The sequence below is a fragment of the Methylobacterium sp. NPDC080182 genome, assembly GCF_050281105.1.
Lineage (GTDB): Bacteria > Pseudomonadota > Alphaproteobacteria > Rhizobiales > Beijerinckiaceae > Methylobacterium.
The window spans coordinates 168,336-181,326 of record NZ_JBNNWO010000011.1; the positions used below are offsets into that span (position 1 = coordinate 168,336).

11 protein-coding genes are annotated in these 12,991 nt (G+C 73.3%); 3 read left to right on the forward strand and 8 right to left on the reverse strand.

What is annotated here, in order from left to right:
* Position 1 precedes the first annotated feature (1 nt).
* Positions 2 to 1,618, forward strand: coding sequence for a threonine ammonia-lyase, biosynthetic (gene ilvA / locus ACQKQD_RS20200; protein ID WP_427509420.1), 1,617 nt, complete (start codon positions 2 to 4; stop codon positions 1,616 to 1,618).
* Positions 1,619 to 1,652: 34 nt separating this feature from the next.
* On the opposite strand, the gene ACQKQD_RS20205 is transcribed toward ilvA, so the two are convergent.
* From ACQKQD_RS20205 to ACQKQD_RS20215, 3 genes are all read right to left on the reverse strand, one after another.
* Entirely contained in the window at positions 1,653 to 2,312 is a 660-nt protein-coding gene (locus ACQKQD_RS20205; RefSeq protein WP_427509378.1) for an MgtC/SapB family protein, read from the reverse strand.
* Between the two features lie 82 nt (positions 2,313 to 2,394).
* Positions 2,395 to 3,333 carry an EcsC family protein gene (locus ACQKQD_RS20210; protein WP_427509379.1) on the reverse strand — a complete coding sequence of 313 codons (939 nt, stop codon included), beginning with the start codon at positions 3,331 to 3,333 and terminating at the stop codon, positions 2,395 to 2,397.
* 25 nt (positions 3,334 to 3,358) lie between these two features.
* Complete coding sequence (locus ACQKQD_RS20215) at positions 3,359 to 4,744, reverse strand: AmpG family muropeptide MFS transporter (protein ID WP_056522528.1); 1,386 nt, start codon at positions 4,742 to 4,744, stop codon at positions 3,359 to 3,361.
* Between the two features lie 203 nt (positions 4,745 to 4,947).
* On the opposite strand from ACQKQD_RS20215, the gene ACQKQD_RS20220 reads away from it, so the two are divergent.
* Together ACQKQD_RS20220 and ACQKQD_RS20225 are read left to right on the forward strand one after the other, a co-directional pair.
* Complete coding sequence (locus tag ACQKQD_RS20220; protein WP_091680062.1) at positions 4,948 to 6,024, forward strand: histidine kinase dimerization/phosphoacceptor domain -containing protein; 1,077 nt, start codon at positions 4,948 to 4,950, stop codon at positions 6,022 to 6,024.
* Between the two features lie 57 nt (positions 6,025 to 6,081).
* Entirely contained in the window at positions 6,082 to 6,519 is a 438-nt protein-coding gene (locus ACQKQD_RS20225) for a response regulator (RefSeq protein WP_020093483.1), read from the forward strand.
* 40 nt (positions 6,520 to 6,559) lie between these two features.
* On the opposite strand, the gene mutS is transcribed toward ACQKQD_RS20225, so the two are convergent.
* The 5 genes from mutS to ACQKQD_RS20250 form a co-directional block, all read right to left on the reverse strand.
* On the reverse strand, positions 6,560 to 9,277 hold the full coding sequence (mutS, locus tag ACQKQD_RS20230) for a DNA mismatch repair protein MutS (protein WP_427509380.1): 2,718 nt from the start codon (positions 9,275 to 9,277) through the stop codon (positions 6,560 to 6,562).
* A gap of 142 nt (positions 9,278 to 9,419) precedes the next feature.
* Positions 9,420 to 9,728, reverse strand: a complete 309-nt coding sequence (locus ACQKQD_RS20235) for a hypothetical protein (protein WP_026604979.1) — start codon at positions 9,726 to 9,728, stop codon at positions 9,420 to 9,422.
* Positions 9,729 to 9,965: 237 nt separating this feature from the next.
* Positions 9,966 to 10,823, reverse strand: a complete 858-nt coding sequence (locus ACQKQD_RS20240; RefSeq protein ID WP_427509381.1) for an alpha/beta fold hydrolase — start codon at positions 10,821 to 10,823, stop codon at positions 9,966 to 9,968.
* Between the two features lie 70 nt (positions 10,824 to 10,893).
* Positions 10,894 to 11,097 (reverse strand): hypothetical protein, encoded by a 204-nt coding sequence (locus tag ACQKQD_RS20245; RefSeq protein ID WP_427509382.1) that lies wholly within the window; start codon positions 11,095 to 11,097, stop codon positions 10,894 to 10,896.
* Between the two features lie 127 nt (positions 11,098 to 11,224).
* On the reverse strand, positions 11,225 to 12,958 hold the full coding sequence (locus tag ACQKQD_RS20250; RefSeq protein ID WP_427509383.1) for a patatin-like phospholipase family protein: 1,734 nt from the start codon (positions 12,956 to 12,958) through the stop codon (positions 11,225 to 11,227).
* Between the last annotated feature and the right edge of the window lie 33 nt (positions 12,959 to 12,991).

Here is a 12,991-nt window from a genome sequence, read left to right on the forward strand (position 1 = left end):
CCTGCCGCGCGCGGGGCGCGCTCGCATCCGCGGGCCGGAGGGTCTATCTGGCCGGCATCGCCCCGCGCATCGGCCGAGACTGCACACCGTGACGGACTACATCCGCAAGATCCTCACCGCCCGCGTCTACGACGTCGCGATCGAGAGCCCTCTCGATCCGATGCCGCGCCTGACGCAGCGGCTCGGCCGGCCGGTCCTGCTCAAGCGCGAGGATCTCCAGCCGGTCTTCTCGTTCAAGCTGCGCGGCGCCTACAATAAGATGTCGGGCCTGCGCCCCGACCAGATCGCCCGCGGCGTCGTCTGCGCCTCGGCGGGCAACCACGCCCAGGGCGTCGCCCTCGCCGCCGCCAAGCTCGGCGCGCGGGCCGTCATCGTGATGCCGCGCACCACCCCCTCGATCAAGGTCGATGCCTGCCGGGCGCGCGGGGCCGAGGTCGTGCTGCACGGCGACGCCTTCGACGAGGCCCTGGCGCAGGCCAAGATCCTCGAGGCCGAGCAGGGCCTGACCTTCCTGCACCCCTTCGACGATCCGGACGTGATCGCCGGCCAGGGCACCATCGGCAAGGAGATCCTGGAGCAGCATACCGGCCCGATCGAGGCGATCTTCGTGCCGGTGGGCGGCGGCGGGCTGGCCGCCGGGATCGCCACCTTCGTGAAGTACCTGCGGCCCGGCACCAAGGTGATCGGCGTCGAGCCCGAGGACGCCGCCTGCATGGCCGCCGCGCTCGCGGCCGACACCCGGGTCAGCCTGCCGAGCGTCGGCCTGTTCGCCGACGGTGTCGCCGTGCGGCAGGCCGGCGAGGAGACCTTCCGGCTCTGCCGCGAGCATCTCGACGAGGTCATCACCGTGGACACCGACGCCATGTGCGCCGCGGTCAAGGACATCTTCGACGACACCCGCGCGGTGTCCGAGCCCTCCGGGGCGCTGAGCCTCGCCGGCGCCAAGATGTACGCCGAGCGGGAGGGTGGCGACGGCACGCTGATCGCCATCTCGTCGGGGGCGAACCTGAACTTCGACCGCCTGCGCCACATTGCCGAGCGGGCCGAGATCGGCGAGCAGCGCGAGGTTCTGATCGGCGTGACGATCCCGGAACGTCCGGGCGCCTATCGCGCCTTCATCCAGGCGCTCGGCCCGCGCGCCGTCACCGAGTTCAACTACCGCCACGCCCCGGGCTCCGAGGCGCAGATCTTCGTGGGCATCAACGTCGGCGGCGGCAAGCGCGAGAAGCAGGCGCTGATCGGCTCCCTGCGCGACGCCGGCTACCGCGTCCTCGACATGAGCGACAACGAGATGGCCAAGGTCCATGTCCGCTACATGGTCGGCGGCCGGGCCGTGGGGGTGGCGCACGAGCGCCTGTTCCGCTTCCAGTTCCCGGAGCGGCCGGGCGCGCTGATGAAGTTCCTCGAAGCGCTGGGCCCGGACTTCGACATCACGCTGTTCCACTACCGCAACCACGGCGCCGATTACGGCCGGGTGCTCGCCGGGATCGCGGTGCCGCCGGCCGAGCGCGCCCGCTTCGACGCCGTCATCGAGGCGCTCGGCTACCCGGCCACCGACGAGACCGAGAACCCGGCCTACCGCCTGTTCCTCGACGGCGAGGGCGCCGGTACGCTCTGAGCCCCGGCGGCGGCACGCCCCGCGTCACACCCCGTCAGCTCTCCGCCACGTCGACGGAAGTGACGTTCGGCATCGCCCTCAGCTTCGCCGCGATGGTCTCGAAGCTCGTCCGCGACAGGCGCACGAAGGTGACGGTGACCTCGTCGTGGTCCGGGTCGGGCCCCGGATGGACCGTGAAGGTCCGGACGCGCGAGGCGCGCTCGCCGGTCGCCGCCTGGAGGGTGTCGATCGACATGGTGCCGCGCTTGGCGGTCAGCCGCAGCGTCTGGGCGCGCATCCGGTCGCGCCAGCGCTCCTCGAAGGGCTTCACGCCGGCCAGGATGCCGACGATGAGCGCCGTCGCGGCGAGCGCCGGCACGTAGAGGCCGCTGCCGATCGCAAGCCCGATCGCCGCCACCCCCCACAGGCTCGCGGCCGTGGTGAGGCCCTTCACCACCTCGCCGCGCAGCAGGATCGTCCCCGCGCCGAGGAAGCCGATGCCGGAGACGACCTGCGCGGCGATACGGGACGGGTCGAGGACGACGTGCTCGGCGCCCAGCACGTCGGCGAAGCCGAAGGCCGAGACCAGCATGATCAGGCAGGAGCCGACGCAGACCAGCATGTGGGTCCGCAGGCCGGCCGCCCAGAGCAGCCGCTCGCGTTCGAGGCCGACCACGCTGCCGAACAGCGCCGCCAGCGCCAGCCGGGCCACCATCTCGCCGTTGCCGATCAGAGCCGCCTCCGTGCCTCCGCCCCGTGCGGATGGCGCGGATCCTTGCGGCTTTAGCGCGGGCGGATCAAGCGATCCCGAGCGCCGCCTTCTCGACCTCGTAGGCGGCCCGCACGGCGGCGGCGCCGTAGGCGCGCTCCAGGCGGCGCACGGTGAAATGCGCCCGCGCGGTCGACTGGAAGTGGTTCATGAAGGCGGTGTTGACCGCCGCCCCGCCGAAGGCGCCGAGGATCGGCACCGCCTGGGCGGCGACCTTCTGGGAGACCACGAGGCCGAAGCGCGCGGCGATCTGCGCGGTGAAGCGGATCAGCGCCGGCGCCGACTGGTCGAGAAGCGTCTTGCTCCCGGCGTAGCGGGCCGCCTCCGACAGGGTCTTGGCCAGCGCGGCGCGGACCGCGAAGTAGCCGCTCTCGGTGAGCGCTGAGCCCGCCTCCGTCTCCGCCATGGCCCGGCCGCCGAGGGCGAAGACCTGCACGCAGGCGAGCGCGCCTTCGGGGGTCTCGAGATCCTCCCCCTCCTCCCGGGCGATCTCGGCGATCGAGCGCAGCATCAGCGTGGTCGAGACCGGCAGCTCGACCGCCAGCGTCGCGAGGCCGAACGCGCCGCCGACCGCGCCCGAGAGCGCCGCCATCGCCTTGTGCTTGGCGTCGCCCGAGCCGAGCAGCCGCGTGAGACGGCTCTCGGCCTTCGCGGCCACGCCGCCGAGACCCTCGCCCTCGGCGGGGACGAGTTCCTTGCGCGGCAGCGTCGCCAGCGCGACGCGCAGCGCGCCCCGCATGGCCACCTCGGTGCTGCGGCTGACGGCCTCGGTGACCGGGGTCGGCAGCGATCGGCCGATGATGTCGAGGGGCGCGCCGGCCGCCGCGGAGAGCCGCGCCGCGAGGCTCGGACGCTCCAGCACCTGCACGGCGCGGCGCAGGGCGGCGAGATCCGCGTCGCTCAGCGCTATCTCTGGCGTCTCGGCCGGCAGCGTCTCGCCGGCGCGGGTGAGGTCGCTCGTGCTCATCCGTCGATCCCTGGATCTGTCCCGCTCACGCGGCCCCGGGGGCGCGCGCCGTGGTAGGAAGCTCGGGCCCCGGGATGCGGTTCCCCGGCTCCTGGGCGTCCCGCGCCGGGGCCGCGGCCTCCACCCGACCGCTCCGGCGCCCGACCGCGAGGCAGAGCACGAGGACGGGGATTCCCACGAGGGAGGTCATGACGAAGAAGGCCGGGTAGCCGATCGCCGCGACCACGAAGCCCGACGAGCCCGCGATCAGCTTGCCCGGCAGCGCGTAGAGCGAGGAGAACAGCGCGTACTGCGTCGCCGCGTAGGCCGGGCTGGTGAGGCTCGACATGTAGGCGATCAGCACGATCCCCGCGAAGGAGCCGCAGAAATTCTCGATCGAGATGGCCACGGTCAGGCGCCAGATCTCGGGCGCGCCGGCCGCCAGCCACGCGAAGGCGAGGTGGGAGGCGGCGGCCAGGAATGCGCCCAGTAGCAGCGTCGGGAACAGGCCGAACCGGGCCAGCGCCCAGCCGCCCGCGAAGCCGCCCGCGATGCCGACCCAGATGCCGTAGAGCTTGGTGACGGTGGCGATCTCCTTCAGGTCGAAGCCCAGCGTCCGGTAGAGCGGGCTCGCCATGACGCCCGACAGGAAGTCGGGCAGCCGGAACAGGGCCACGAGCAGGAGGATGCCCCAGAGCGCGCCGCCGAACCGGCCGTGCAGCTCGGTCAGCGGCTCCAGGATGGCGCGGCGCATCGACCAGAACCGGGACCGGCCGGGCGTCTCGGCGGGGGCCGCGCGCGGTCTGTCGAAGGCCGGGGCCAGCAGGGCGGCGATCATCCCGACCAGCATGAGGGCGGCCATGATCAGGTAGGCCAGCGTCCAGCCCCCCGCGGAGGCGATGAACAGCGCGCCCGCGCCGGCGCTGATCAGGCCGAGGCGGTAGCCGAGGTTCGAGGTCGCCGCCAGGATGCCCTGGAAGTCGCTGCCGGCGGCGTCGATGCGCCAGCCGTCGATCACGACGTCCTGGCTGGCCGCGCAGAACGCCACCAGGAAGGCCCCGAGCCCGAGGAGCGCGAGGTTGGTCTTCGGGTCCGAGAAGGCCATCAGGATCAGGCACAGGGCGACCGCGGCCTGCGTCGTCACCATCCAGGCGCGGCGGCGCCCGAGCCGGGCGCTCAGCACCGGCACGTTCAGGCGGTCGATCGCGGGCGCCCAGAGAAACTTCAGCGAGTAGGGCAGCGCCACGTAGCTGAAGAGGCCGATCGCCCGGACGTCGATGTCCGAGAAGGCGAGGCGGAGCGTGAACGTCCCCAGCACCAGGAGCAGCGGCAGTCCGGACGAGAATCCGAGTGCCAGCATGAGCGCGATCCGCCGGTCCTCGACGATGTCGCGGAGCCGGAAGCGACGCGTCGCCTGTGGCTGGTTCGCCATGGCATGGAACTCCTGAGCGTTCGTGGCCTTGATCCCGCGAAATCGTGGCAGCCTTACGCCGCACCTGTCTCCGCTGGATCCTGCTGTCTTGCGCCCCAATCTTGGTAGAAGCTTGCTTAACGCGGTGTCCACGTCCCGCGGTCGGAGCGCGATGGTGGCGCCGCCGGACGAACGGGGGCACCGCCTGACTGTGGAATGACGCGTTGAGTGCCCGATCCGAGACCGGTCCGCCCCTCGCGACGCTCGTCGACGCGTTCGCGTCGAGTCCGTCGCCGATGGTCATCACCGATGCCCGCGCGCCCGACAACCCGATCGCCTGGGCGAACGACGCCTTCCTGAACGCCACCGGCTACGCCGCCGACGAGATCGTCGGGCGCAACTGCCGCATGCTGCAGGGGCCGGCCACGGACCGGTCGACGATCCAGCGCATCCGCGCGGCCGTCGAGTCCGCCGAGGCGATCTCGGTGGAGCTGCTCAACTATCGCAAGGACGGGTCGTCGTTCTGGAACGCGATGACCATCACGCCGGTGCGCGACGCCGAGGGGCTCGCCTACTTCTACGCCGCGCAGGCGGACATGACCCATGTCCACCAGATGGAAGTGTCGATGCGCGGCACCAACGACGAGCTGGAGCGCCTCGTCGCGGCGCGGACCCAGGACCTGACATCGGCGCTGGAGCAGAAGACCGCCCTGCTGCACGAGGTCGACCACCGGGTGAAGAACAATCTCCAGGTGATCTCCTCGCTGATGCTCCTGAAGGCCCGGCGCACGCCCGAGGGCGAGGCGCGGGACGCGCTCCAGGGCATGGCGGAGCGGATCGGCGCCCTCTCGACCGCCCACCGGATGCTCTACTCCGAGGGCGACTGCACGCACTTCAACCTCGGCGACTTCGCGGCCGAGTTCCTGGCCGACATGAATGCCGGCCTGGACCCGGAGCGGCGCCGGGTGGAGGCCGACGTCGAGCCGATCGCGGTGGCCGCCGCGATGGCGGCGCCTCTCGCGCTGATGATCCACGAATTGACGGCCAACGCCCTGCGCCACGCCTTCCCGGGCGAGCGCGAGGGGCGCGTGTCGATCGTCGCCCGCCGCACCGAGGGCGGGATGCACATGACGATCCGCGACGACGGCGTCGGCGTCGGCGCGGCGGCCCCGAACCCGGCGGGGTTCGGGCGCAATCTCGTGGAGATGGTCGTCCGGCAGATGCGCGGGACCATCGCCTGGGCGGATGCCGGCCCGGGCACGACCGTCGAGATCGACATCCCGCTCCAGCAGCCGGCTTGAGAAATCGACGTGGAGGCATCAAGCTCGTCGGCCGCGGGGCCGGAGGACGAAGAGCGCATGGGGACCGGGAACGCCGCCGCGGACGCCGCCCTCCGCATCCTCGTGGTGGAGGACGAGGCCCTGATCGCCCTCGAGCTGGAATGCCTGCTGGACGATCTCGGGCACGTCACCGTCGGTGTCGCCGGCAACGCGACGGAGGCCATCGCGATGGGCCGGTCCACGGCGCCCGACGTCGCCCTCGTCGACATCCACCTCGTCGACGGCCCGACCGGCATCGACGTGGCCCGGGCGCTGTCGGCCGACCGGCGCACCACCGTGGTGTTCATGACCGCCAACGCCAAGCGCATCCCGGCCGATTTCGCCGGCGCGATCGGGGTGATCGCCAAGCCTTATTCCGAGCGCGTCGTGGCCAGCACCCTCGACTACGTGGCCGATCGCCGGGCCGGCCGCGACGGGCCGGCCTGCCCGGACGGGTTCTCGCCCGCGCCCGTCTGAGGTTCTCCGGGTCAGGCCCCCGGCGCGCGGCCCACGGGTCTCAGCCCCGCGCCGCGCGCTCGCGCTTCAGCCGGTAGAGCGCGTCCAGCGCCTCGCGCGGGGTCAGCGCGTCCGGGTCGATCCCGTCGAGCAGCGCGCCCAGCGGATCCTCCGGCGGCGGTTCCGGCGGCGGGGGCGGCGCGAGGGCCGCGAAGAGCGGCAGGTCGTCGATCCGGGCGCGGGCCGGGCGGCCGCGCTCGGCCTTCTCCAGGCTCTTGAGGATCGCGCCGGCCCGGGTCACGACGCTGCCCGGGAGGCCGGCGAGCCGTGCCACCTGCAGCCCGTAGCTGCGCTCGGCGACGCCCGGCACGACCTCGTGCAGGAACACGACGCCGTCCCGGTGCTCGGCCACCTTCAAGGTGGCGTTCTCCAGCCGCGCCAGCCGGTCGCCCAGCGCCGTCAGCTCGTGGAAATGCGTGGCGAACAGCGCCCGGCAGGCGTTCACCTCGTGGAGGTGCTCCAGGCAGGCCCAGGCGATCGACAGGCCGTCGAAGGTCGCGGTGCCGCGGCCGATCTCGTCCAGGATCACCAGGGAGCGCCGGGTCGCCTGGTTGAGGATCGCCGCGGTCTCGACCATCTCGACCATGAAGGTCGATTGCCCCCGGGCGAGGTCGTCGGCGGCGCCGACGCGGGAGAACAGCCGGTCGACCCGGCCGATCCGCGCCTCCGCGGCCGGCACGAAGGCGCCGATCTGGGCGAGCACCGCGATCAGCGCGTTCTGGCGCAGGAAGGTCGACTTGCCGCCCATGTTGGGGCCGGTGATCAGGCGGATCCGGCCGCGCGTGTCGCCGGAAAGGTCGCAGTCGTTGGCGATGAACGGCTCGCCGGCCCGGCGCAGGGCCGCCTCGACCACCGGGTGGCGGCCGCCGACCACGACGAAGCTGAGCGAGTCGTCGACCACGGGACGCCGCCAGTCGAGCTCGACGGCGAGTTCCGCGTGGCTCGCCGCCACGTCGAGCCCGGCCAGCGCCTCGGCCACCTCGGCGACGGGCTCGGCCTGGGCCAGCACGCGGGCCGCGAGGTCGTCGAAGACGGCGGCCTCCAGGGCCAGGGCCCGGTCGGACGCGCCCGAGATCTTCGATTCGAGCTCGCCCAGCTCGACGCTGGTGAAGCGCATCGCGTCCACCATGGTCTGGCGATGGACGAACTCGCTCTGCAGGCCCTTCAGGCAGGCCTCGCCGACCGATTGCGGGACCTCGATGAAGTAGCCCAGCAGGTTGTTGTGCTTGATCCGCAGGGTCCGGCAGCCGGTCTGCTCGGCGTAGCGCGCCTGAAGGGCCGCGATCACCTTGCGCGAATCCTGTCCGAGGGTCCGCGCCTCGTCGATCTCCGGGTGGTAGCCCGTGCGGACGAAGCCGCCGTCGCGCCGGCTCAGGGGCAGCTCGTCGGCGAGCGCCGCCGCCAGGGTCGCGATGAGCGCCCGGTCGGCCTCAACCAGATGCTCGGCCAGCCGGGCGAGTTCCGCCGGGAGGCCGTTCATGGCGGCGAGGCGCGCGCCGAGATCCGCCGCGACCGCGAGGCCGTCGCGGATGGCCGCGAGGTCCCGAGGACCCGCGCGACCGAGCCCCGTCCGCGAGAGCGCCCGCGCGAGGTCGGGCGCGCGGGCCAGGGCGTCGCGCAGGAAGCCGCGCAGGCGCGCGTCGTCCACCAGATACGCCACCGCGGCGTGCCGCCGGGCGATGGCGTCGAGATGGGTCAACGGGCCCGCGAGGTGCTCGGCGAGCAGCCGCGCCCCGTTCGCCGTCACGGTCCGGTCGATCGTGGCGAGGAGGCTCCCGGCGCGCTCCCCCGACAGGGTGCGGGTGAGTTCGAGGTTGGCCCGCGTCGCCGCGTCGATCGCCAGGGTGGCGCCGCCATCCTCGCGGGTCGGGACCGCCAGGGGCGGACGGGCCGCGAGCTGCGTGCGGGCGATGTAGAGCAGCGCCGCCCCGGCGGCCGCGATCTCGGCCCGGGTGAACTGGCCGAATCCCTCCAGGGTCGAGACCCCGTACTGCTCGCGCAGGCGCCGCTCGGCGGCCGCGGGCTCGAGCTCGGCCTGCGCGAGGGGTACGACGGCCGCGCGGCTCTCCTGCCAGAGGCGCGCGAGGGCCGGATCGGCGTGGATCGCCTCCGACAGGACGATCTCCCGCGGGTCGTGCCGGGCGATGGCGCCGGACAGGTCGCCGCCCGCGACCTCGCTGAGGGAGAAGCGGCCCGTGGAGATGTCCACCGCGGCGAGGCCGTAGGCGACCGCCCCCTCCCCTGTCTTCCGGCGGCCGATGGCCAGGAGGAGGTTGGCGCGGGCCGGGTCGAGGAGCCGGTCCTCGGTGATCGTGCCGGGGGTGACGAGCCGCACGACCTCGCGGCGGACCACGGATTTCGGCCCGCGCTTCTTGGCCTCGGCCGGATCCTCGGTCTGCTCGCACACCGCCACGCGGTGGCCGAGGGCGATGAGGCGGTTGAGATAGTCGTCGGACCGGTCGACCGGCACGCCGCACATCGGGATCTCGCCGCCCGCGTGCTTGCCGCGCTTCGTCAGGACGATGCCGAGGGCCCGGGACGCGATCTCCGCGTCCTCGAAGAACAGCTCGTAGAAGTCGCCCATCCGGTAGAACAGCAGGCAGTCCGGATTGGCGGCCTTGATCTCGATGTACTGCGCCATCATCGGCGTCGCTCCGGCCGGGTCCAGGCCGGGCGTGGGCGTCGTGTCGGCGGCGGGGCGAACGGCGGTTCTGGCCATGCCGCCTCTTAGCAGAGCGACGCCGGCGAATCAGGCCGGGCGAACCGATGCGCCTGGGGAGAAGGCGCCCGGACGTCGCATCGCCGGTGGATGGCGCCCGGATCCGCCACAGCCTGCGCGGGATCCGGGCGCGGTCGCGATGTCAGTAGCGCGGGCCGCCCGTGGTGTTGCCGAGCTGCTGCTGGTAGCCCGGGCGCGACGGGTTGCGGGCGTTCGGGTTGCCGTGGCGCATCGTGTTCATGCGCCGCATCCGGCGCTCGTGCCGGGTCGAGTGATGGCGGTGCATCCGGTGATGATGCATGCGGTGGTGGCGATGCATCGCCACGGTCTCGACCATGTCGGATCCGGCGAAGCCGGGCTGCGCGATCGCGGGCGCGGCCTGCGACGCGACGGTTCCGGCCAGGAGGCCGCCGAAGACCACACCCGCGGTCAGGAAAGAACGAAAAGACATCGTGGAGTAGCTCCGATCAGCCCTCATGGGCCACCACCAAGTGACAAGTGCTCGTCATGTTCCGGAGCGGCGAGCGAAAAATAGTACGTGGCTTCCGAGAAGCGAACGGATTACCGCACCGCCCGACGCGCGTCCGCACGCGCCGGCGCGGAGACTTGCGAGATCCGGCCGTGCATTGAATATCGCTCTACAACTTGCCCGCGTGGACCGGCCCGCTTTCACGCGGGTGCAAGGCGGCTAGCGGAGGAACGCGCCGAGGTCGGCGTTGACCGCCTCGGGCTCCTCGTGGGCGAGCCAGTGGCTGGCCCGCTCGTACCAGCGGAGCCGGCCGGCGTCGCAGTACGCGAGGCTCGCCTCCGCCAAGCCGGGCTGCAGCGCCGTGTCCCGTCGCCCCCAGAGGATCAGCACCGGCACGCGCACCCGCGGCGGCCGCGCCCGGGGCAGCTGCACCAGGGCCCGGTACCAGTTCAGCATGCCGGTCATCGCGCCGGGCCGGAGCCACCCCGCGACGTAATGGTCGAGATCGGCCTGCGCGAAGGTGCCGGGCCGGCTGGAGGTCGTCAGCGCGCGCCGCAGGGCCCGGCCGCGATCCGCCGTGAGCAGCCGCTCGGGGAGGCGCGGCAGCTGGAAGAGGCCCACATAGGTGCTGCGCAGCCACTGACCGGGGTGGCGGCGCATGTAGGTGCCGACGATCGCGGGATGCGGCGCGTTGAGGATCGCCAGCCGGTCGATCCGCTCGGGGTGGCGGCTCGCCACCCACCACGCGACGAGGCCCCCCCAGTCGTGGCCGACGAGCCGCACCGTGGGCGCGCCGTAGGCGTCGGCCAGGGCCAGGACGTCGCCGGCCAGCCGGTCCAGGTGGTAGGCGGCGATCTCCGCCGGCTTTTCGCTGAGGCCGTAGCCGCGCTGATCCGGTGCGATGATCCGCAGCCCCGCCTCGGCGAGCGGCCCGATCTGGTGGCGCCAGCCGTACCAGGATTCCGGGAAGCCGTGCAGCAGGATGGTCGGCGGCCCCGTCTCGGGACCCGCCTCGGCCACGTGCAGGCCGACCTCCGGCAGGGCGATCCGGCGAAACCTCACTCCCGCGACGGTCATCCTCGCGCGCGCTCCGTCATGTCCGGCTCCCCCGCGGCGGAGAACGCGCGCGTCCTCCGGTCCGATCCGCTCAGAAGCCGAGCGCGGCGCCGTCGCCGGCGTCCGGGGAGAGCTGGTCGCGCAGACGCTCCGGCGCGGTCCGCGTCCAGAGGCACAGCAGCACGAAGGCGGCGCCGTGCAGGAGGGCGTGCGGCCCGGAATGGTCGGCCGCGGCGCGCCGGTCCGGCGCGGAACCGGGCACGGCGCCGGTCAGGGTCTTGGCAGGATGGGTCATGGTTCCGGTCTCCCGATGACGTGTTGCACCGGAGATCGTCGGCGGATGGTCCGGGTTACAGGGCCGCGGGCGCCGCGCGTGCGCCGCCGCACGCGGACATCTCAGCGCACCGGGTCAGCGCACCCGTTCAGCGCATCGGATCGAGCCAGCGCGCGAGGGTCCCGGTCGCGATGCCCGCGCGGGTCTCCCGGTAGCCGAGCTCCGCCGATTCCCGGAAGCGCGACCACGCCCGCAGGTCGATGCCGGAGAGCTGCGGCTTCAGCACGGCGGTCGCGTGGGCCGCCGCCATCAGGCTCTGCGCGTCGCTCGACACGGTGGCGGCGCGCAGGAGCAGCGGGGCCAGGCCCGGCATCGCCAGCGGCGAGCCGATCAGCCTGCGCATGAGCCGGCCGCTCCACCCGCGCTGCGGCATGTCCTGGAACGCCCGGTCGGTCCCGACATCGACGGCCAGGACCGGGCCGCGCTCCAGCCCGGCGGCGACGTCGGCCGGCAGGTTGTTCATCATGCCGCCGTCGACCAGGACGCCCTCGTCGCACAGCACGGGCGGCAGGAGGCCGGGGATCGCGATGCTGGCGCGCAGGGCCTTCGGCAGGTCGCCCGAGCGGTGCACCATGGTGTTGCCGGTCGTCAGGTTCGAAGATACGCAGAAGAACGGCAGCCAGAGGTCCTCGATGCGCACGCCGCCGTAGCGCGCCGCGAGGCCGGCATCGACCTTGGCGCCGCGGGTCAGCGCGTGCAGCGGCAGCGTGTAGTCGTTGATCGGGTTGCTGGTGGCGAAGAACGCCTCGATCTGGGCCTGGATCTCCGCGACGCTCCAGCCCATGGCGAGGCTCGCCGCGATGATCGCGCCCATGCTGGTCCCGCCCACGAAGTCGGGCGCGCAGGAGACCTCGTCGAGGGCCTTGAGCACCCCGAGATGGGCGAGCCCCCGCGCCCCGCCGCCGCCGAGGACGAGGCCGCGCGCCGATCCGCTGGCGAGCCGCGCGAGGCGATGCAGATCCCCCCGGTCGCCGTCCCGGACCTGGATGTGCATCGCCGCGGGCAGCGCGGCGACCTCCGGATGCAGGGCCCTCGGGCGCCGGGCCGCGGGGTCCTGGCGCACGACGAGGTCCATGCGGATCCAGTCGGAGCGCACCCGGTCGAGATAGGCCGCCGCGCCCGGCCGCGGCGGCGCGCCGGGCTCGGCGAGGAGCAGGACATGGTCGCCCCGCCGCTGGCTCTGGCGGCACCAGGGGCAGTCGATGTCGTGCGCCGCGAAGATCGTGCGCGCGTGGGCGCCCTCGAAGGCCTGGAACCACGCCTCGTCGGCGCCCTCCGGCCAGTCGGTGAGGCAGCCGGTCTTCCCGGGCAGCAGGGCGTCGAAGGCGGCGGCGAGCTGCCGCGCCACCCGCGCCGGATCGGGCCCCTCGGTCACGGCCAGGATCGTGAAGATCCGCGGCGCGTGGTGGACCGAGTGGCCGTCGTAGATCGCCCGCAGGCGGTCGGCGAGCATCCGGGCGAAGTAGAGGAGCGTGTGCGGGTGCTCGGCGATCACCGCTTCGAAGGCGTCGCGGGTGAGTTGCAGGAGGTGCGAATCGCGCAGCGCCATAACGGTCGCCGCCCGCGGGGCGTCCGACAGCAGGGCCATCTCGCCGAAGGTCTCGGGCGGCCGCAGGCGCGCGATCCGGGTCGGCCGCCCGGCATGGTCGCGCGCCGAGACGCCGACCGCGCCGGAGACCAGCGTGTACAGGGCGTCCCCGGTCTCGCCCTGCTCGAACAGGGTCCGGCCGCCCGGCACCGCCACAGGCTCCATCCGGGCCCGCACGGCCGCGATTGCCGGCGCGTCGAGGCCGGCGAGGAACGGGATCTCGGGGGCGCTCACGCCGGGACCGCCGCGTCGCTCGTCCCGCGCAGG